17 protein-coding genes are annotated in these 20,762 nt (G+C 59.5%); 6 read left to right on the plus strand and 11 right to left on the minus strand.

Features of this window, described 5'->3' with window-relative positions; translation table 11 throughout:
- Positions 1–118 precede the first annotated feature (118 nt).
- Entirely contained in the window at positions 119–502 is a 384-nt protein-coding gene (locus H3V04_RS08350; protein WP_198188076.1) for a DUF3073 domain-containing protein, read from the plus strand.
- Positions 503–508: 6 nt separating this feature from the next.
- Here the strand turns inward: H3V04_RS08350 and H3V04_RS08355 are convergent, their stop codons facing one another.
- A complete protein-coding gene (locus H3V04_RS08355) occupies positions 509–928 on the minus strand; it encodes a sterol carrier family protein (protein WP_198178503.1) in 420 nt (139 codons plus the stop codon).
- 133 nt (positions 929–1,061) lie between these two features.
- On the minus strand, positions 1,062–1,292 hold the full coding sequence (locus H3V04_RS08360) for a hypothetical protein (protein ID WP_015021110.1): 231 nt from the start codon (positions 1,290–1,292) through the stop codon (positions 1,062–1,064).
- Positions 1,293–1,445: 153 nt separating this feature from the next.
- On the opposite strand from H3V04_RS08360, the gene H3V04_RS08365 reads away from it, so the two are divergent.
- A complete protein-coding gene (locus H3V04_RS08365; RefSeq protein WP_198188080.1) occupies positions 1,446–2,207 on the plus strand; it encodes a rhomboid family intramembrane serine protease in 762 nt (253 codons plus the stop codon).
- A 340-nt stretch (positions 2,208–2,547) separates the two neighbouring features.
- Here H3V04_RS08365 and crgA read toward each other — a convergent pair whose 3' ends face one another.
- On the minus strand, positions 2,548–2,967 hold the full coding sequence (gene crgA / locus H3V04_RS08370) for a cell division protein CrgA (protein WP_198184274.1): 420 nt from the start codon (positions 2,965–2,967) through the stop codon (positions 2,548–2,550).
- A gap of 90 nt (positions 2,968–3,057) precedes the next feature.
- On the opposite strand from crgA, the gene H3V04_RS08375 reads away from it, so the two are divergent.
- The 3 genes from H3V04_RS08375 to H3V04_RS08385 all read left to right on the plus strand — a co-directional run bounded on the left by H3V04_RS08375 (position 3,058) and on the right by H3V04_RS08385 (position 7,313).
- On the plus strand, positions 3,058–3,810 hold the full coding sequence (locus H3V04_RS08375) for a DUF881 domain-containing protein (protein ID WP_198188082.1): 753 nt from the start codon (positions 3,058–3,060) through the stop codon (positions 3,808–3,810).
- A complete protein-coding gene (locus tag H3V04_RS08380; protein ID WP_198188084.1) occupies positions 3,811–4,926 on the plus strand; it encodes a class E sortase in 1,116 nt (371 codons plus the stop codon).
- Between the two features lie 479 nt (positions 4,927–5,405).
- Positions 5,406–7,313 (plus strand): AIPR family protein, encoded by a 1,908-nt coding sequence (locus H3V04_RS08385; protein ID WP_198188086.1) that lies wholly within the window; start codon positions 5,406–5,408, stop codon positions 7,311–7,313.
- Between the two features lie 590 nt (positions 7,314–7,903).
- On the opposite strand, the gene pknB is transcribed toward H3V04_RS08385, so the two are convergent.
- The 8 genes from pknB to H3V04_RS08425 all read right to left on the minus strand — a co-directional run bounded on the left by pknB (position 7,904) and on the right by H3V04_RS08425 (position 17,955).
- On the minus strand, positions 7,904–10,066 hold the full coding sequence (gene pknB, locus H3V04_RS08390) for a Stk1 family PASTA domain-containing Ser/Thr kinase (RefSeq protein ID WP_198188088.1): 2,163 nt from the start codon (positions 10,064–10,066) through the stop codon (positions 7,904–7,906).
- Positions 10,063–11,055, minus strand: a complete 993-nt coding sequence (locus tag H3V04_RS08395) for a serine/threonine-protein kinase (RefSeq protein ID WP_045934838.1) — start codon at positions 11,053–11,055, stop codon at positions 10,063–10,065. Before H3V04_RS08395 ends, pknB begins: the two co-directional genes overlap by 4 nt.
- Positions 11,052–12,515, minus strand: a complete 1,464-nt coding sequence (locus tag H3V04_RS08400) for a penicillin-binding transpeptidase domain-containing protein (protein ID WP_198188089.1) — start codon at positions 12,513–12,515, stop codon at positions 11,052–11,054. Before H3V04_RS08400 ends, H3V04_RS08395 begins: the two co-directional genes overlap by 4 nt.
- Complete coding sequence (locus H3V04_RS08405) at positions 12,512–14,032, minus strand: FtsW/RodA/SpoVE family cell cycle protein (protein WP_198188092.1); 1,521 nt, start codon at positions 14,030–14,032, stop codon at positions 12,512–12,514. The genes H3V04_RS08400 and H3V04_RS08405 overlap by 4 nt, the downstream gene beginning before the upstream one ends.
- Before the next feature lie 2 nt (positions 14,033–14,034).
- On the minus strand, positions 14,035–15,603 hold the full coding sequence (locus H3V04_RS08410; protein ID WP_198188094.1) for a BofC C-terminal domain-containing protein: 1,569 nt from the start codon (positions 15,601–15,603) through the stop codon (positions 14,035–14,037).
- 6 nt (positions 15,604–15,609) lie between these two features.
- Positions 15,610–16,125 (minus strand): FHA domain-containing protein, encoded by a 516-nt coding sequence (locus H3V04_RS08415; protein WP_373564724.1) that lies wholly within the window; start codon positions 16,123–16,125, stop codon positions 15,610–15,612.
- 36 nt (positions 16,126–16,161) lie between these two features.
- The gene (locus tag H3V04_RS08420) at positions 16,162–16,866 is read right to left on the minus strand and encodes a DUF3662 and FHA domain-containing protein (RefSeq protein ID WP_015021121.1); all 705 of its coding nucleotides are present in this window, start codon (positions 16,864–16,866) and stop codon (positions 16,162–16,164) included.
- A gap of 198 nt (positions 16,867–17,064) precedes the next feature.
- Positions 17,065–17,955 (minus strand): InlB B-repeat-containing protein, encoded by an 891-nt coding sequence (locus H3V04_RS08425; RefSeq protein WP_232342659.1) that lies wholly within the window; start codon positions 17,953–17,955, stop codon positions 17,065–17,067.
- A gap of 348 nt (positions 17,956–18,303) precedes the next feature.
- Between H3V04_RS08425 and H3V04_RS08430 the strand changes: the two genes are divergently transcribed.
- Entirely contained in the window at positions 18,304–20,712 is a 2,409-nt protein-coding gene (locus tag H3V04_RS08430) for a prolyl oligopeptidase family serine peptidase (protein ID WP_198188097.1), read from the plus strand.
- The last annotated feature ends 50 nt before the right edge of the window (positions 20,713–20,762 follow it).

The raw sequence follows: 20,762 nt of genomic DNA on the forward strand, positions 1-20,762 counted from the left end.
GGGAATTGCTTTTATGGTAAAAGTCCGAGCCGACAAGATGCTCAGGTGGTACTCTCATAAATGATGCAAATTCACATTCAAGTTGCCTAAGTGCACGTTACCTGGCGAAGGGGGTCGGATGGGCCGCGGACGTCAGAAGGCTAAGCAGACGAAAATAGCCCGGAAGCTCAAATATCTGACAACGGACACGGATTACGACGAGCTGGCCAAAGAGCTCAGCAGCAAGGAACCCGGAACCAGGGGCAAAGATCCCTTCAAAATGGTTGAAGAGGAATACTCCAAGCCGGATTCTCGCAAATCGGGGGGCCAGGACCCCGAGGATTCCGCGGACGATGATCTGGACGATTACGCCCGGTGGGCCGCCGAGGCTGCTGCCAAAGCCACCTCCGGGGAGATGCCAGCCACGCCCAAGCCCCACAAGCGCATTCCCATTCCCGTGCCCAGCGCGCTCAAACACCGCAAGGATCAGAAGACTGCAGCCAAGGGGTCGTCGAGCAAGTAGCCGGCCTCATACCAGGGGCAGCAGTTCGTGCAGATCGTCGCGCTCGCCTACGGCGCTGATATGCCCTGCAGCGGTTTCTTCGCTCCAGCTGGTGATACCGGCGGCCAGCCGCAGCCAGACATCAGGGTCCAGCTCGATTACGTCGGGCGGGGTCAGGTTATGCGGGTCGGATGCCGGTCCGTCCAGAATCTTGACGGCTCCCCAGGGGGCCACCCTGACCTCCACGCCGGGGCCGGGGGCCTTGATCTCCAGCATGTGCAGGGAATAGCGGACAGCCATGGCCTTGCTGCGCCTATCCGTTTGCGGGGCCACTGACAGGCGGTCGCCCCCCGGACCCAGATTGTTCGCGGCCTCCTTGGCTGCATCCCGCCAGGCCAGAAAATCCCGGCGGCCTTCTTCCATGTCTGCTTCCCGTATGGCGCTCATGGCTCCATTGTGGCGCGCCACCCCAACAGGCGTGTCCAGCAGGTTGCAGCCGGGCCGAATTCAGGCATGAAAAAAGGAATCCGTTGCCCTCACGTCCGTGACGCTGGGTCGGATTCCTTCCCGACCGGAACGGTCAGGCCTGTGCGCCCGCTTGCAGAGGGGTCTCGGGATCCTCGGATCCCTTGTCCTCCTCATCCTTGGCCAGGCCCAGGTCGACTGGCGATGAGCTGTTCTCCCAGGGCTCCTCCCAGGGATCGTAATCCGGGTTCTGCTGCTTGTATACGAACAGAGCGACAACGCCGGCCAGCAGCGTGCCGAAGAGCAGTGCAAAGAACTTCCAGCCGTTTGAAGATGAATTCTCCATGTTTGGCTCCTTTCGACGACTTTCGTCGGTCCTGCCCACTTCGACCGACCTAGTCATCATCCTAGTAGAAAGCGGCGAACTATGGGGCGCATCGGTGCCATTGCGGCACGGAAACCGCACACCCCGGCCGGACGGTCAGGTAAGGTATGATTCATGGTCAATGGCATGGGCACCAGTTTCAAAGGCGGAGGAAACGGTCGGGGGCCGCTGGGATGGATCCGGCGGTACTGGGGTGACCATGCTCCGGTGGTGACCATAGCCATCACCCTGATCTGCATAGCGGCCTGGGTCATCCAGATGGCCCTGTACCTGCTGGCGCCCCTTCGCTATCAGCGGCTTTTGCTGGGCTATTGGGCCTTCGTGCCGATTGCGGCCATTCATGAGCCCTGGATGTTTGTTACCAACATATTTCTGCACGCCACCAATGTCTCACACATCCTCTTCAACATGATCACCCTCTGGGTTGTGGGGCCGGTGCTGGAAAATCTGATAGGACACGGGCGTTTCCTGGCCCTTTACATGATCAGCGGGCTGGGCGGAGACCTGGGTCTGATGGTCTATGCTGTCCTGGCGCCCAATGGATGGGGTACGTCGGCCATCGGGGCCTCGGGCGCGCTCTTCGGACTCTTCGCCGCCATCCTGGTGGTCTACCGCCGTCTGGGGATTGACATCCTTTCCTTGGTGGTCTGGATGGGCATCAACTTCTGCATGCCCCTGTTCGTGCCCGGCATCGCCTGGCAGGACCACGTTGGCGGGTTCATCGTCGGCGGCCTCTTCATGCTGACCCTGCTGCATATGGGCCGGCCCGGCTCACGGGTGCATGGTCTGCTCTCCTGGCTGCTGCCCACGCTGATCTTCCTGGCGGCCCTGGTCCTGCTGGCTCTGGGCTGCAACATGTTCAATCCCATGCGCTGAAAATCAGTACCCGCCTCCTCTGGTAAATGACATGGATGTCATCTATCCACATTTGTTGACAATCGTGTGGATAACCTGGGAATAAGTATTCAGAACTGGTGCATATATGCCTGTAAAAAGTGGATAAGTGAAGACAGAACCCAATTAGCAGTAGGGTTGTGGACGAGTGCCTCAGACTGTCCACGAGGAATTCGGGCGATTGTGGATAACTTTGGCTCCGGTCTCGAAACGGTGGATTTGAATCCACACAAGCCTGACGCTCAGGTGTGAATGGGTATACGAAGAACCCCACAGCCGTGCCTGGACGGTTGCGGGGTTCCTGAAGAACAATGCGGCTGGATCAGTGCCACCACATGGTCATGAGGAAGCCGATCAGCAGAATGCCAAAGCCCACGGCAAGGTTCCAGTTGCCGATGCCGGGGATGGGGAAGACGCTGCCTCTGGCGGAGGAGATGTAGTAGACCACGATCCAGATCAGGCCCACCACCATCAGCGTGACGAAGAGGGGCACGAACCAGCGCGGATTGGCCTTGGTGCTCTTGATGGTGTCCTCCACGCGGCGGGTGTTCTCCTCCTGACGCTCCACGATGCGGCGCATCTGCGGAGTCATGTGCTTTTTGTCAACGCTCTGGTTGAGCACGGCCTCCACCTTGTCCATGGACAGGCCGTACTCCTCGTCCTCGGCATCCTCGCCAGTGTCGGCGGTCTTGGCCTTGTCCACCGCCTGGTCTTCGTCATCATGGAGTTGATGCTCTGCCATGAGGTTATTCTCCTTCAGTAGATCTACTAAGCCATAGTAGCGGTTAGACTCGAACGTAATACTATCGCAGACGAGGATGAAGGTATGCCTATGGCCAGACGAACGGGACGGCACGGTGCGCGCAGGTCCCTGGTCGGCACAGTGTCTGTGGCTGTGGTGCTGGCCCTGGTCGGGTTCATGCTGACCACCAACATCCGGGTCAACAGGACGGTCACGGTTACCTCGGACACGGCCGGGCTTGTGGAGGAGCGCGAGAACAAGGCTGCCGAGCTGCGCAAGGACATCAATGACATGAGCTCGCAGATCAACGCGCTGAAGACCCTGACCGACGACAAGGGCGGCTCGGACCAGGCTCGCGAGGACCCCGGCTCGGGCACGGTGCTCAAGGCCGTCCAGGGGCCGGGATTGACGGTGACCCTCAATGATTCCCCGCTCTGGCAGCAGAAGGTGGGCTCCGACGGGTCGACGGCCAACATCAACGATTACGTGATCCATCAGCAGGATGTGGAGAGCGTGGTCAACGCGCTTTGGGCCGGGGGAGCCGAGTCCATGCGGATCCAGGATCAGCGGGTTCTGCCCACCACGGCCGTGCGATGCGTGGGCAATGTGTTGCTGTTGCATGGCCGAAAGTACTCGCCGCCATATAAGATTTCAGCCATAGGGCCAGTCGACCGGATGACCAAGTCCCTGAATGCTTCGCCATCCATCCGGATTTACAAGGAGTATGTGAATACGGTAGGTCTGGGTTGGAATGTCGAATCTTCGGATAATCTGAGATTCCCTGAGACGACGGCTGTCCTGCAGCCACTCCAGTACGCATCGCTAGATGAGAAGGCACGGTAAATGACGACAGAGGACTCGGAGAACGACAAAACGTCGGTCGACAAACCGGCGGATAAGCGGCGAACCTGGCTGGTGGGCATTGCAGAAATCGTAGGGGAGCTGCTGATCACTCTGGCAGTCGTCTGCGCACTCTACGTGGTCTGGCAGCTCTGGTGGACCGGCGTGCAGTCCGAGCATCAGCAGTTGGAGGCCCGGGCCTCGACCTCCTGGAGCAACCCGGGATCGGGCGACACCCGCAAGGTGGCCAAGCCTCAGAAGGGGGATCCGCCGGTGCAGCCCAAGCAGGCCTCCGAGGGTGAACTGATGGCCCAGGCCTACATTCCCCGTTTTGGACAGCATTGGGAGCGCAACGTGGTTCAGGGCACGTCGCCCCGAGAGCTGGCCTACGCAGGGCTGGGGCACTACCCCAATACGCAGATGCCGGGCGAGATGGGCAATGTGGCCATTGCCGGACACCGAGCCGGCTATGGTGAGCCGCTGGGACATGTGGACGAGCTGCGAGTGGGCGATGCCATCGTTCTGCGCACCAAGGATTACTGGTATGTCTACCACTACACCCGCTACAAGATCGTCGCAGCCAACGAGGTCAGCGTTATCGCTCCCAACCCCTATTCGCCCAACCAGGCTCCTGATCGGCGCATGATCACCCTGACCACCTGCGAGCCCAAGTACACCACAGCCACCCACCGCTGGATCAGCTGGGGCGAATTCGACTACTGGGCCAAGGTGTCCGACGGAGTGCCCAAGGAACTGCTGGGCGACCGCGGCAGCAACGTGGCCTTCGCAGACGACAAGGGCTCGGTCATGGCCAGGCTGGGTTCTCTGCAGCCGGTCTTCCTGGTCTTGGCAGCAGCCTATCTGATCATCTACCTGGCGGCGCTGGCAGCCTGGCGTTACCCCCTGCTGCGGCAGATTCGCAAGGGCGAGAAGCCTCAGCCCATGATCAGCCTCTATGGCTGGCTGCTGCGGCACCAGTCCGGCATAGCTCCGATTCGCTGGCTTCTGCTGATTCTGCTCCTGCTGGCTCTGGCCTGTGCCTTGATGGAATGGGGCTTCCCGTGGCTGGCCAGCAACGTGCCCATGCTCAGACAGATGTCCAACTACTCCACCTTCTGACCTGGGTGGCATGGAAGAGCGGCGGGGCCGCAGGATCCAACGTGATTCTGCGGCCCCGACGTTTATTATACTAGTATATATGTCACACGCCATGGGCATCATGTCGATGGACCGCTGGTGTCGAGCCCTGGCCCCAATTGTGTAAAGGAAGATAGCCGTTCAATTGGGAATTTGATTAGCCAGCTGTCTTAATTTCGCTTACGGTTAGATCTCGTCTTACAATTGATGTTTTAGGGGCCTTGGAACTTGGAATATTTCTAATCCCTGGACGACAAATGAATCTAATGTTCTTAACAAAGGTGGAAGAAGATTACACATTAAGGCACAGTGGAGTTATCGGAAAAGCTGTGAATACTGGCAAAATCAAATACAGGCGAACTTTTTTCATCTGGAATTCTATTACTTTAGAAAGTTTGTTTAATATTGCAGTTATAATGAATAAACTACCATTATGATAACCCACAATATTGGTAGACAGGATGAATGAACACAGCTGTTTTGACTTGATTGAAGGTATGATCAAAGTGAATGAAACACAAAAAAAGCTACCCGACCAAGAAGTTGCATATAACTATTTTAAATCAGAAATTAAGGGCAATACTGATTACAAGGGCATGGATGAAGATCAGGCTTTTGAGTTATTTTCCGCTCGTCTGGTTCTTAAATCATTTTCTCCGACTTATGCTGAAATTGAGAATGGTCTTGTTGGTGGGTCCGAAGACGGTGGTATCGATTCTCTGTATGCTGTGATCAACAATCAGGTTTTAGACCAAGGCGACCTCGGAGACATTGTGCCCAAAGTTCTGCATAAAAAAACACCCTTGGATCTGTATTTCATTCAATCAAAGAATACTTTGTCATGGAAAGCCGACGTTTGGCCGAAAATGCACAGTTCGATTACCTTGTTGCTTAATAGCTCGTTAGAGAAGGAAGACTTGCAGAAATTGGCTGAAAGCGGGTTAAGCGAAGAATTGCAAAGATTCTCACTCAACCTAAGGAATACCAGAGAACAGTTAAGTAATATCATGCCTGTAATTCGTCTGCATTGCATATATGCTTCTTTTGGCCTACAGAAGTGTTTGCCGAAATTAATTAGGTCTAGGGGCAGGCAATTAGAGTCTGATCTAAAAGGCATGTTACCAACTGATTCTTCTGTCAGTGTCGAATATTGGGATAGCCTGCAAATACAGAAAGTCGGGGCTCAATCCACAAATTATAATGCAACGTTAAAAATTTTTGATCAAGCTATTATAGAAAATGAATATTCAGAAAACGATGATATTACAGGAAAGGGGAGGATTAGAGCCAAAAACTTCGTCGCTCTAGTCACTCTTGAAGAATATTTGAATTTCATTCGAAAGCCTCTCGACTATTCTGCTGAATCGAACAGTGATTCTGAAGTCGGAAAAATAAACACAGAAATGTTTGAATCGAACGTTAGGGATTATGCAGGTAATACTGATGTCAATAGGGCAATCCTTAATACATTAAAGAGTGATAGTAATACCCGCTTTTGGTGGTTAAATAATGGGATTACCATCTTGGCTGATGAAACATATGACGAAAATAAATCAGAGTGGGTTATTGAAAATCCTCTCATAGTTAATGGGCTTCAAACTTCGTTTGCTCTCTTTAATGCTTTCCAAAAGAATGCTATAACACAAAAACGACTTAAAGAGTGTTTGCTGGTGAGAGTAATTACTAGTAAAGATGAAGTGATTAGGCAAGACATTATTACAGGCACGAACAAACAAAATTCCATTCCCAAAACGCAACTTCACGCGAATGATTCTTTGCAAATAAGAATCGAACAATATCTAAAAGGGTATAAGTGGTATTACGAGCGTCGTAAATATCAGTATAGAAGCAGTGAAACGCCACTTAGCCGTATTAGGACAATAACAGAGTTAAGCCAAGCAGTTATGGCTTACAAATTGCTGGTACCAGATCAGGCGAGGGCTCGGCCAACCACTTTTCTTAATAAGGATGGCGGTAAAGGTTGGGAATTAGTTTTCCCAACTAAAGATGAAGATCTTACTTTATACAAGAAAGCGCTAGAAGTACAAAACAAGATTGATACATTTCTTAAAACACCTGAAGCGAAAAAGATATCATCTGATTCATTGAACGCTCGGTATTACCTGACTTCATGTTATTCATTACTAAGTTCTGACGTGAATGACAAAGAACAATTTAAAGATATACCAGTCCGCGATTTAAAAGATGACCCCTCGGATGAGCTCCTTGAGGGTGTGTTGCAAAAATTCGTGGAAGTATCTGAAGAATTTGACTTTGCTATGCAGAAAAATGATCAGCTTTATAAAAGTTCAGACTTCAGAGACAGGTTATTCGAAGAAGTACTCAAAGATAAGCAGAAGTTAAATTAGAAGTATAGCTGCCAATGTGATTAATTCACGTTGGCAGCTAATTACTATCGAAAGAGAATCAATCCGTATTTCCTCTGAATCAGTTTGTGCCAGAAGAGTATTCAGGCTAGGATTTTTAGCGTGTTCCTTTGTAATTCATGGAAGAATTTGTGATTTGAAATTATCAGACGCTAATATCAATAACGTATCGGAATTTCAGTCTGTGTCAACTATCAGGTTAGTGCACTTCGTTTAAATCCCGAGGCTCATCCCGCATACCAAAAAACACCTTACACTGGTACGATATAAAAACATGACAGCAGGCAAGGGCTGGGTTGAGTCTACTGTCTCGGTTGTGGATGAATTAGTCATGATGCTTGTGATGTTTTCGAATCAAGTGTGGTCGAATGCAATTGCATGATAGGAGAGACGAGGAACAAGCTTGCTGACTAAGCTGAGCCTATGAATGGGATCAGTTTCGCAGGACCGATGTCCCGACCGATTTGCAATTAACTATACCGTGTTAGATATACTCGGCGTCCTTGCATGATTCGAACTCACAACCTAAAAGATGGCCCCGGCGGCAAGACTTTGACCGCCGGGCCATAGGGTCAGTTGGTGGAGCTGACGGTGGTCACCGTGATGGGGGTGTTGTCGTCCACCCTACTCCCGGCTCCGGGACTTACAGCGGTCACCTTGTCCGTGTCCTTGCCGACGGAAGTGATCCTGTCGGCGCTGACGCCGCTGTTGGTCAGCTTCTGCCGATAGCTGCCCAAGGTCTCGCCCTGGGAGAAGGGCGGGACGCTGATGGCCGTGGTCAGGGTGATGGTGTCCTTGGACTTGTCGAAGGAGGAACCTGATGTGGGATCCTGGCCGGTGACCACGGCGTTGTCGTTGTTGGGGCCGTTGACCGTGATGTTGACACCCTGGCCCAGGTTGCGTTTGGCCTCGCCCAGGGTCATGCCGACGTAGTTGCCCAGCTGCATGCCGTTGCTGACGGTGACCGTGATCATGGCTCCCTGCTGGATGGAGGACCCGGCAGCCGGATCGGTGCTGATGACCATGTCCTTGGCCACGGTGTTGGAGGCCTGCTCGCGGATGGTGATGTTGAAGTGCAGGCTCTGCAGAGTCTTGGTCGCGTCGTCCTTGGTCTTGCCGGATAGATCGGGCACCTTGGTCATGCCCGAGGAGATGTAGACCAGGATGCTGGTTCCCTTGGCCACGCTCTGGCCTGCGGCAGGATCCGTGCGGGTCACGTGGTCCTTGGGTACGTCCTGGCTGTCTTCCACGGAGGCGGCGGGGGAGACCTTGAATCCGGCCTTCTCCAGGGCACTGCGGGCCTCCTGCTGGGTCATGCCCTTGACATCGGGGATGGCCGTGTCCTTGGGTCCGGAGGAGAACCAGACGGTCACTGTGGAGCCCTTGGGAGCCATGCTTCCGCCCTTGGGGCTCTGCTTGGTGAAGGTCCCCTTGGGTTCGGCCGAATCGTTGTCTTCCTTCTCCTGGTAGTGGAAGCCTGCGGCGGTGACCTTCTCACGGGCAAGGATACGCGACATCTGCGCGTTGATGGTAGGCACCTCGGCCATCGGATGGCGGTTTCGGCTTAGCACATTCCACGCGCCCAGTCCGGCGAGCACCAGGACCAAAGCCGCCACGATGGCGCCGATGATGATCTTCTTGCGCCGTTTGGACTTCTTCTGGGCCGCCTTGGTGGCCGTGCGCTCAGCCGTTGCGACATCGGTGGCAGCGGCCGGGTTGAGCGGGTCCTGAACAGGGTTGAAGGCCTGGGTGGCGGCCGTCTCCTCTTCGGTCAGCGGCATGGTGGCCGTTTCGGTGCCCTGCTCGGCATCCTTGCGGGCCTTGACGTTGGCCAGGTCGGTCAGCGGGTTGAAGGCGGCAGCCACCGGGGTCCCGCCGTTCATGAAGGCAAGGATGTCGCTCTTGAAGGCGGCGGCTGTGGCGTACCGGTTCTGGCGGTCCTTGGCCATGGCCTTGGCGCAGATGGAATCCCACATCTTCGGCAGGCCGGGCACGATGCTGCTGGGCGGGATGGCCACCTCGGTGACGTGCTGGTAGGCGATGGCCACGGCCGAATCCCCGTTGAAGGGCGGCCGCCCGGTCAGCATCTCGTAAAGGACGCAGCCGGCCGAGTAGAGGTCGGAGCGCATGTCCACGCTCTCGCCGCGGGCCTGCTCAGGGCTCAGGTACTGGGCCGTGCCCACCACGCCCTGGGACTGGGTCATGGTGGCGGCCGAATCGTCCATGGCCCGGGCGATGCCGAAGTCCATGACCTTGACGATGCCCTGCTCCGAGATCATGATGTTGCCGGGCTTGATGTCCCGGTGGATGACCCCCATGTGGTGGGAGTAGTCCAAGGCGCTCAGCATGCCCAGCATGACCTGCTCGCTGTCGCGCTGGCTCAGGGCCCCGTTCTCCTTGAGGATGGACCGCAGGGTCTGGCCCTTGACGTACTCCATGACCAGGTAGGGCACCCGCTCATGGTTGCCCTGGTCGTCGGTCAGTATCTCCTCGCCAGAGTCGTAGATGGAGACGATGTTGGGGTTGTTGAGCAGCGCGACCGAGTGGGCCTCCCGGCGGAACCGCGATAGGAAGACCTCGTCGTTGGCCAGATCGGAACGCATGATCTTGACCGCGACCGTCCTTCCCAAACGCGTGTCCACAGCCTTGTGGACCTCGGCCATGCCACCGCGTCCGATCAGCTGTCCCAGACGGTAGCGTCCGTCCGCTAGGGACGGCGGCAGTGTGATGCTCATAGGGTATCCCCTCCGTTCGTCGCTTCAAGGCCGCGCTGTGCGCTTCCTTCTCCATAGTGCCCCCAGAAGGGCCTGAAGATGTCTTTTGCCGCGTGTGGCCTGCTCACAATGCGTCGAGGCATGGGTGCGCGCGGGTCGATGACCTCCGTCTCGCCCAGCTGCTGATCCAGCAGCCGCTGTTCGATCCTGGCCAGCGTGTGCGAGACCACCAGGGCATTCGCCGGGCGGTCTCGCGGGTCCTTGGCCAGCATGGACATGACGAAGTTCATGAGTTGGTTGTCCACCGAGTCGGGCAGTGGCGGCACAGGGTCGTTGACGTGTGCCGCGGCGATGTCCACCGGGGTGGCGCCGGTAAAGGGTCGGTGCCCGCAGAGCCCCTCGTAGGCCACCACGCCCAGGGAGTAGATGTCGGACTGGGGTGTGGCCTGGAGGCCCTGGGCCTGCTCGGGCGAGATGTACTGGGCCGTGCCCACCACCATGCCGTCTTGGGTGATCTGTCCCTGGTTGGTGGAGTAGGAGACGCCGAAATCGGTGATCTTGACCTCGCCGGTGTCGGAGACCATGATGTTGGCCGGCTTGACGTCCCGGTGGATGACCCCGTGGGAGTGGGCCACGTAGAGCCCTCGGGCCGTCTGTATCAGGATGGGCAGCAGCTCGATGGGGTCCAGGGCGCCCCGGTCCCGGTAGATGTCTGCCAGGGATTGGCTGGGCACGTACTCCATGATCAGGAATCCGATGCCGTCGTGCTCGTAGTACTCGAAGAGGGCGGCGATGTTGGGGTGGGCCAAGTTGGCGGAATTGTGCGCCTCAGCCCGCAGCCGCAGCAGCTTGGACTCCTCGTTGGTCAGATCCTCGCGCAGGGCCTTGATGGCCACCACGCGGCCCAATTCTATGTCGTAGCCCTTCCAGACTTCGCCCATGCCCCCCTGGGCCAGGCGGCGGTCCAGACGGTACCGTCGATGGATGAGCTGTCCTTGTATGAGTTTCACTTGGCAGCCTCCTGCATGACGCGTTTCATGATCGGCCCGGCGGCATCTATGCCGTAGGTGGAGATTCCATGCACCACAACGGCTACGGCTACCTTGGGCTTGTCGGCCGGAGCGAATCCTATCATCCACCCGTCATTTGCCGTATTGCCTGCACCGATCTGAGCCGTGCCGGACTTGGCGGCCACCTGCATGCCGGGGATGGCCAGATTCGGGTAGCTCTTGGTGGTCACTGCCTCCATCATGGTGGTCAGGGCCTTGGCGGTGTCCGGTGAGAAGGCCTGTGAGTAGACCGAGGGCGTTGTCTCGCTGATGACGCTCAGGTCGCTGGAGCGCACCCGGTCCACCAGGGTCGGCTGCATGAGCTTGCCCCCGTTGGCCACGGCAGCGGCCGTCATGGCAGCCTGCAGCGGTGTGGACAGGGTGTCCCCCTGGCCGATGGAGGCCAAGGCGAGCCGATCCTGGGACTGGTCCTCGGGGAACTTGGAGGCCACGGCCTTCATGGGCCGTCCTGTGGAGTTGGTCCCGTCCAGGGTGATGGTGGAGCCGTAGCCGAACTTGCGGGCCTGTGCTGCCAGCGTCTTGTCGCCCAGGGCGACCCCCAGCTGGGAGAAGGCCGTGTTGGATGAGTAGGCCAGGGCGTTCTCCAGGCTGATCTTGCCGTTGGACCCGTTGGCAGCTGAAGTGGAGTTGGTCAGATTGTAGTTGGTGCCGGGCAGGGTGTATGAGGCCCCGGCCGGCAGTTGGCTGTCGGGGTGATACTGGCCGGACTCCAGGGCGGCGGCGGCCACAACCACCTTGAAGGTGGACCCGGGCGGATACAGCTGCGAGGTGGCCCGGTTGAGCATGGGGTTGTCGGAACGGGAGGCCAGCTTCTGGTAGGCCTGGGAGGCGTCGCCGCTGTCGTGGGCGGTCAGGTCTTCGGGGTTGTAGCTCGGCGTGCTGACCATGGTCAGGATGCGGCCTGTAGAGGGCTCGATGGCCACCACCGAACCGGACAAGTTGCCCAGCATGGCGTAGGCGGCCTCCTGCATCTTGGGATTGATGGAGGTCTCGATGGAGGCGCCCTTGTTCTGGGTGCCGGTGAAGAGGGACTTGAGCCGGTCCATCCACAGGCTGTCGGACTGGCCGCTCAGCAGTCGGTCGCGCGAGGCCTCGATTCCCCGGTCTGCCGGGCTGGTGATGGAGTAGTAGCCGGTGATGGGCGAGTAGACGGCTCCCTTGTGGTAGTGCCGCTGGTACTGGAAGGAGTCGTTGATGGGGTCGGACTGGGCCATGACGGCGCCGTCCGATGTCAGGATGGCCCCCCTGGGCGCCGCATACTCGTGATAGAGGGCGCGCAGATTGCGGGGGTCCGAGTTAAGGTTGCCCGCCCGGATCACCATGATGATGGAGCTGGAAAGCCCCAGGATGACGAAGAGGACGATGACGGCATTGAAGAGTTGACGCAGGGCCTTGTTCACTGTCCACCTCCTCGTACCTGGCGGACGGGGATGCGGCCGGTGGCTGGCAGGTCGGTTTCCTCATCCTGATCGGTCGGCCCGGCATGACGACCGCGGGACTCTTGGTCGTCGGGGTTCGAGTCGTCCTGTCCGCTGCGCTTGCTGGTCTCCTGTTGACGAAGCACGGCCAGGGCCTCGTACTTGAAGGTGTCCGAGCTGACCTCCGGCGCAGGCTTGTTCGCCGCGTTGGAGATGATGATCAGCAGGACGGCCAGGATGCAGTTGGCCACCAGGCTGGAGCCGCCCGCCGCCATGTAGGGCATGGTCAGGCCGGTCAGGGGGATGACCAAGGTGATGCCGCCCACCACGGTGAAGACCTGGAAGGCCATGGTGAAGACCAGACCGGAGGCCAGGAGCTTGCCGAAACCGTCCTTGATCTTCATGGCTGTGATCATGCCCGAGGCCACGATGACCAGGTAGAGGGCCAGAACCACCAGCAGGCCGCTCAGCCCAAGCTCCTCGCCCACCGATGTATAGATGAAGTCGGAGTTGGCCAGGGGGGTGATCCAGGGGCGTCCCTGGCCCAGGCCGGTGCCGGTCAGCCCGCCGGCGGCCAGGCCGAAGATGCCGCGCACCAGCTGGCCGGACCCGCCAAAGGCCTTGCCGAACTCAGCATCGCTGAAGGGGTGCAGCCAGGCGTCCACACGGGCGCCCACATGGGCGAAGATCATGGATGCGGCCACGGCTCCGATGACGAAGAATACCGAGCCGATGGCGATCCAGCTGGTGCGGCCGGTGGCCACATAGAGCATGGAGACGAACATGGCGAAGTACATCAGCGAGGTGCCCAGATCATGCTGGATGACCAGGACTGCCAGCGAAATAAGCCAGACGATGATGATGGGGCCAAAGTCCTTGATTCGGGGCATCCGCATGCCCAGGAACTTCTTGCCGCCCACGGCCAGCTGGTCCCGGTGGTCGAACAGATAGGCGGCGAAGAAGAAGGCCAGGAAGAGCTTGGCGAATTCGCCGGGCTGCAGGGTGTGCGACCCTACGCCTATCCAGATGCGGGCGCCGCCGATCTCGCGACCGATGCCGGGCAGCATGGGCGACAGGAGCAGGACCAGGCCCACCACCATGCTCACATAGGAGAAGCGTCGCAGCAGCCTGTAGTCCCGGAGCAACACCACCAGCAGTCCGCACAGGACCAGGGCCAGACACAGCCAGATCAGCTGGGTGAAGCCCACCCGTGTGGGCTGGCCGATCCGGGCGTTGCGCAGATCTATGCGGGTGATCAGGGTGATACCCAGTGAGCTCAGGATGACGATGCTGGGCAGGATGGCCTGGCTGCCGTAAGGCTGGAAAATCTCCAGCAGGACCCAGAGGGCGATGAAGAGGGCGGCGGTGACTGCCAGCAGGGCGGCGTAATCCCCGGGGAAGCGGCCCGCCGCACGGGCGAACATCTGGAAGAAGCCGATGAACCCCACCAGCAGGGAGAAGAGCAGAAGGCCTATGCGGCGCAGACGGGTGATGATCATGACTACTGCCGCTCGCTCTGGTCGGTTTCCGACGGTGAGGGCGAGGCTGAAGGAGAAGTCGACGCCTGGTCGGACTCGTCCTTGGTCTCCTTGGCCTGCTCGCGTTTGAGGTCCCCGGCCTCCTTGCGGATCAGACGGGCGTGCTCCTTGGCGTCGTCCATGCTGGAGACGGTGATGCCCTCTTCCAGCTGGTCACGCCAGGACTGGGGCAACCCCTTGACGGCGATGTCCGTGGTCTGCACCGGGTGGGACAGCGAGAGGGCGAAGGCCTTGGTAGGCACGCCCTGGTAGATGGCCACCCGGCCCTGGTCCGTGCCCAGGTAGTACTGTTCCTGGCTCCAGCGGTAGGCCGCCGCTGTGCCTCCGGCCAGGGCCAGGATAACCAGGGTGATGATGCCGGCCAGGATCAGCCGAATCCGCCGGTGCCGTGAACGCTGGCGCTTGCGCTGCTCCAGGTGCTCCTTGTGGATGGCGTCGGCCACGTCTGGGTCGTAGGGGTCGGCTGAGTCCGAGCCGTCCTTCTTGTGGACTATGGGGATTTCGCTGGTATCGGGCACATGCCGTTCGCCGCTCTCCTCGCGGGCAGCCGAGGGTTGGGCGGTGCGGCCTTCGTCATCCTCGTCCTCCTGTTTGTCGGCATCCCGGTCCTGGGTCAGGTCGGCGGCCCGCTTGGCGGGGGACTCCCGGGACTCGTCGCGCAGGCGCGGTGCGGCCGCTACGGGCTCATCCAGGATGTCGGCCAGGGCCTCCAGGTTGGAGCTGGCTGCGCCGCCGACCAGAGGGGTCTGATGGGGCAGATCGAAGGCATCGGCATCCAGGGCCAGCGTGGCATCGGCGATGACCACGGTCACGTTGTCGGTGCTGCCGGCCTTCAGGGCGAAGGTGACCAGTTGCTGGGCGCACTCCGCCTGGTCCGAGACCGAGGACAGCACCTCGGCGATGGTCGAGTCCTCAAGAACGCCGCAGAGGCCGTCCGAGCAGATCATCCAACGGTCTGCGGGCAGGGCCTTGGAGATGGAGATGTCTGGGCGGGGGTCGATGTCGAAGTCCCCCAGGACCCGCATGACCACGTTGCGCTGAGGGTGGTTGCGGGCCTCGGCCGGGGAGATGCGGCCGGTGTCGATCAGATGCTGCACGTAGGAGTGGTCCTGGGTCATCCGGATCAGCTTGCCCTCCCGCAGGAGGTAGGCCCGGGAGTCGCCGATATGGGCCAGTACCCAGGAGTCGTCGGCCAGAGCCAGGGCCGTGACCGTGGTGCCCATGCCCGACAGGCGGTGTTCGCGCTTGGCCTTGCCCACGATGGCGTCATGGGCCGCGATGACCGAGGTCTCCATCATCCGGGCCAGGGACTGCATGTCCTGCTCCCGGTCGTCGCGTTCGATGTGGGCCAGGGATCGGATGGCTATGGTCGAGGCCGTATCCCCGCCTGCGTGGCCGCCCATGCCGTCGCACATGGCCACAAGGCGCTCACCGGCGAAGGCGGAATCCTGGTTGTTGCTGCGCACGTACCCCACGTCTGAAACCGCCGTGGAATAGAGGAACAGCTTTTGGCTCGCATCGTTCCTGGTCATGGGCGGCTACCTCAACTCGAAGGTGGTGGCTCCGATGCGCACGGGAACCTCCGCCGGTAGGATTGTCGGCGCCGTGATTTTCTGTCCCGAGACGACGGTGCCGTTGGTGGACCCCAGATCCTCGATGGCCCATCGGCCTGATGCGGGATCCTGATAGACCCGCGCATGATGGCCGGAGACGAACTCGTCGTCCAGCACCAGGGTGTTCGAGGAGGAGCGGCCCAGGGTGATGGGTCGTCCGGACAGCGGCGTGGAGGAGCCAGCCAGAGGTCCGTCGATGACCACCAGCAGGGAGGGCTCATCGCTTGCAGGCTCTGTTTTGCTGACCGGGGCGATAGGCACGGATCTGGCGGCCGCAGGCAGCTTGCGCTGGGCTGCGCGTTCACTGCGTCGGCGGGTATGAGAAGTCTTGGGGCTGAAGGTCTCGATGTCTTTGCGGAGTGAACGGATGGCCAGCCATACGAATACCCATAACAGAGCCAGGAATCCGTATTTGAGGATGGCGAATGTCAGTTCAGTCAGCATAATGATTCGACCTTACTTCAAGGTCTGGGCGACTTACGAATCCTGTTCCTGCGACGATGCCCAGTAGAGGATGCGGGTACGGCCGATGGTGATGGTATTGCCGTCCAGCAGGGTGGCTGCGGGTACCTGATGCCCCTCTACATAGGTGCCGTTGGTGGACCCCAGATCGCGGGCTACCACGCCCTTGTCGGTGATCTCGATCTGCAGGTGTCGGCGGGAGATGCCTGCGTCGTCGATGACGATGTCGCAGGAGGATCCACGGCCGATGGTGGTGATGGGGGCGGTCAGCAGGTACTGGCGGCCGTTGATCTCCAACACCGGGCAGTCCTTGGACTCCTCGGGTGTGGTGACGGGTGCCGCGTTGCCCTGGACCGATTCGGCAGACAGGTGGAAGTCGCCCTTGTTCAGGTTGAGGTCCTCTTCGAAGATGACCACGACCGGGCCGACGAAGGCATAGTGCTGGCTCTCGGCGTACTTGGTCAGGTTGTCTGCCAGCTCGTTGGCCAGAGCCTCCGAACCCCACTGCTCGATGCGGTCGAAGTCTGGTGTGGACAGTCTGAATCGATACTCGTTGGGCGCCACGGTGCGGTCACGACCGACGGGCATGGCCTGTGAGTCTATCTCACGCTCGAGGGCGCTCGACAGGTCGACGGGCTGTAGGTCCTTGGAGCCGAACTTCGAGAAGACACCGTTAACGGCGCCTTCCACGCTCTTCTCGAAACGATCGAGAACGCTCATAGTCATCCCTTTCCATATAACCCTTTCATAGTACGTGACCCTGCCGGAAGGGGGTAATGGGCGGTCGGATGCTTGCAATTTCTTCAATGAACAGGTTCGAACGACCGCGACTGCCGGGTATGGATAAGGCCCCGTGGCCGCAATGGACCAGGGGCCTTTGAACTTCAATCATCATAGGTCAGGCCGAAGCCTGCGGACTCACAGAGCCAGCTTGCGACGCAGACCCAGGGTGATGCCGGCAGCCAGGCAGAGGCCAGCGGCGATGGCCAGAGGAGCCGTGGCGTCGGCGCCGGTCTTGGCCAGATTGTTGTTGTTCTTGTTGTCCTTCTTAGCCGGATCCTTGGCAGGAGCCTTGTTGTCCTTGGCAGGCTGCTTGGTGTTGTTGTCAACCGGAGCGGTCTGACCAGGCTTGTTAGGCTCATTGGGAGTGGTCACCTTGGTGTACTTGGCCATGAAAGTAGTGTCTGCGTTGTAGGTGCCACCGGGGACGTAACGGGACCCGCCATTTTCGTTAAACCAACCGTCGAAGGTGTAACCATCGAAGTTATGAACCTTGGGTTCCTCAGATAGCTTTCCCTCACCATTGGTTTGCATCACGTTCGCGGTGGATTCTTCGATATCTTCCGGATTTATAGTGACGAAAGTGATGTTGTAAGTGATGGGGTTTATCTGGACGAAGTGAGGATAGACATTCTCGTCTTGGGTGAAAACATGGGTGTTGAAGTCGATTTTTTGTGAATTTGGGTCATCAGCTGGGCCACCAAATCCATTGATAGACCAGCCATCAGCTTTCGTATTCTGATCGGGCACTGTAGGCTCTGGAATCGTGCTGGGATCCAGCTTGCCGCTGGCGTCGGTGATCAGAGTGAATTTGTTCCCCCCCTCATTGTTCTCCCCCTCATTGTTCTCCCCCTCATTGTTCTCCTCCTCAGGAGCATAGGAGTCGTGGAATGTGATTGTGTAACGAGCGGCCTTGGTCTGGACATTCTTGCTCTCCACAGCCTGGGCCACGGTGGGCAGCAGTGCTAAGCCGCCAGCCAGGGTGGCGCCGGCAGCGAGTACTGCGCATGCGCGTTTGAAACGAACCATGATATTCATTGGTTACCTCTATTTTCTCTATTGTCGGTTGCTCCCCAGATACATTCATGGGGGTGTCCTGCCTTGACACCCCGACCCCTGGGAAACAGGCATCATCGACCAGTCTTTGGCGACAACACGCAACAATTCTAGCGCACGGAATGGTCATCGGCTGGTCGTAGTCCGGGAATATGCCTTATCGGCGATAAAAATTTCTCATGTAGAACGATTGACGCTTGCTGATAATCGGGCAGCGCATCGCAGTTGAGCTATTGGAATTCCCCTTTGGCACCTGGGCGCTTATCATCGTGGCAGACGCATGGTCATGGGGATCATGTCAGAGATATTCGAGGAGCGAGCATGGCCGAAGAGGTGGATCGGGCGATGGAGGCATATCCGCGGGCCAAGGCCCGGACCCTGCGGTTTACGTTGGGTGCGCCACGGTCGGCCTTGGCGGTGGGGGACGGTTCGCGGGCCGTATTCCTGCGCTCCGACGGACCTGAAGACCTGGTGATCGGGCTCTGGCTGTCCGTCTTTGACCAGGAAGGCCGCCACCATGAGGTGTTCCTGGCTGACCCAAGGGCCCTGCTGGAGGATGCGGACCAGGAACAGGTGCCGGCCGCCGAGCTGGCCCGCAGGGAGCGCTCGCGAGAGGGCGGTGAGGGCATTGTCGATTACAGCGTGGATGATGCCGGGGATCGCGTGGTCTTTGCCTTGGGCGGTCGGCTCTGGCTCTCGCTGATAGCCCCTGATGGTCTCACCGCCTCTACACGGGCCCTGAGCTTGGAAGACAGCGATTCGGCTGTGCTCAATCCTGCCATCAGCCCGGACGGCAGCATGGTGGCCTATACCACTGGCGACCGCCTGATGGTGGTCACCATTGGGCAGGATGCCGGGCAGGATCGAGAAAGGGCTGTCCTGGCCCTGCGCCCAGGCACCGATGATCGGATGCGGCTGGGGCTGGCCGAGTTCGTGGCCGGCGAGGAGATGGACCGCTACCAGGGGTTCTGGTGGTCGCCGGATTCCAAGGCACTGCTGGTCGAGCACACTGATTCCTCCGATGAGCCGATCTGGTACATCAGCGATCCGGCCAATCCCCAGGTCGGGCCGTGCGCCCGGCGGTATCCCCAGGCTCTGACCGCCAACGCCCGCGTCGGACTGAGCCTGGTCCTCCTGGGCCAGGATGACGCCGACCCCTGGGTGGGCGAGGTGGACTGGGACCATCAGGCCTTCGAGTACCTGGCTGTGGTCCGTTGGCAGGACGGGCATCGGCCCCTGCTGCTGGTTCAGAACCGCCGCCAGACCGAGGATAGGATCCTGGATGTGCAGGTGCCGGATGCCCGTCAGGGCTTGGAGCCGGGGCAGAATATGACCCTGCTTGATCCCGAGGCGGCGCCCAAGGTGGCCACCAGGGTGCTGCAGGAGCATGGCAACGACCAGTGGATCGACCTGGTGCCGGGGCTGCCGGCCTACCAGCCCCAGGGCGGGCTGGTGGATGCCTTCATCGATACAGAAGCCGATACCACGCGGCTGCGCCTGGACGGAAAGGTATTCTCTCCTGCTGGCTGCCAGATTCGACAGGTGCTGTCCGTGGAGGACCGCGATGTGCTGGCGGTGGTCTCCACTGACCCCCGCAGCTTCGACCTGATGCGCCTGGGCTATGACGGCTCCATCCATGTGCTCAACCGTCTGCCCGGAGTGTGGTCCGCCTCGCGAGCCGGCCATGGCATCGTGGTCAGCGGCCGGACCATGGCTTCGGCGCAGGGACAAGTGCGCCATTGCTACTTGGGGGCTGATGGAGATCTGGACCGCTTGGGTGCCGAAGGGCTGGGGTTGGTTGGCGAAGCCCGCCCCGACAGCAGCGCTAGGCAGACAGGTGAACCTGTGCGGCCGGAGCATCAGGATCGCCCTGATCGCCGGGCCGTGGACGCCGGTCATATCAATAGCCAGGGAGCCATGAGCGCCGTCCTGGCCGACACCAGCAGCGATCCCGGGTTCACCCCCAACGTGGACTTCGTGCGCATGGGCCAGCACGAGCTGTTCGCAGCCATTGTCAGGCCGTCCGAATCCAGCCCCTACGCCAGCGCCGACAACCTGCCCGTCCTGCTCAAACCCTATGGCGGGCCAGGTGCCCAGCAGGTGGTCTTCAACCAGTCCTACTACTGGGAGTCCCAGTGGTGGGCTGATCAGGGCTTCCTGGTCCTGACCGCCGACGGCCGGGGCACGCCTGGTCGTGGTCCTGCCTGGGATCGGGCCATCTTCGAGGACATGGCCCAGGTGACTCTGGATGACCAGCTTGAGGCTTTGGAGGCCCTGCCGGACTTCGCTCCCGAGGCCGACCTGGGGCATGTGGCCATGATCGGCTGGTCCTATGGCGGCTTCCTGTCGGCCCTATCGGTTTTGCGGGCTCCCGACCGGATTCATGCGGCCTGTGCGGGCGCCCCGCCCACGGACTGGACTCTTTACGATACTCATTACACCGAGCGCTATCTGGGTCTGGACCCGGCCGTCTACCGCCGCAACGGGATCATTGATGACGCCCCCTCGCTGCGTCGCCCGCTGATGCTGATCCATGGGTTTGCGGACGATAACGTTTCGGTGGCCAACACCCTGAGGCTCTCCGGCGCTCTGATGGCGGCCGGCCGTCCCCATACGGTCCTGCCGCTGACTGGCATCACCCACATGACCAATGACGAGACTGTGGCCGAGAACCTGCTTATTCTGCAGCGGGACTTCCTGCGGGAGGCCCTCAAGAACAAGACGGACTGACAGAAAGGCTGCTTGGGCTGACGCTCTGCTGGCGGTTGCTTCCGCTAGAT

This window comes from Bifidobacterium sp. M0353, assembly GCF_016100645.1.
Classification (GTDB): Bacteria; Actinomycetota; Actinomycetes; order Actinomycetales; family Bifidobacteriaceae; genus Bombiscardovia; species Bombiscardovia choladohabitans.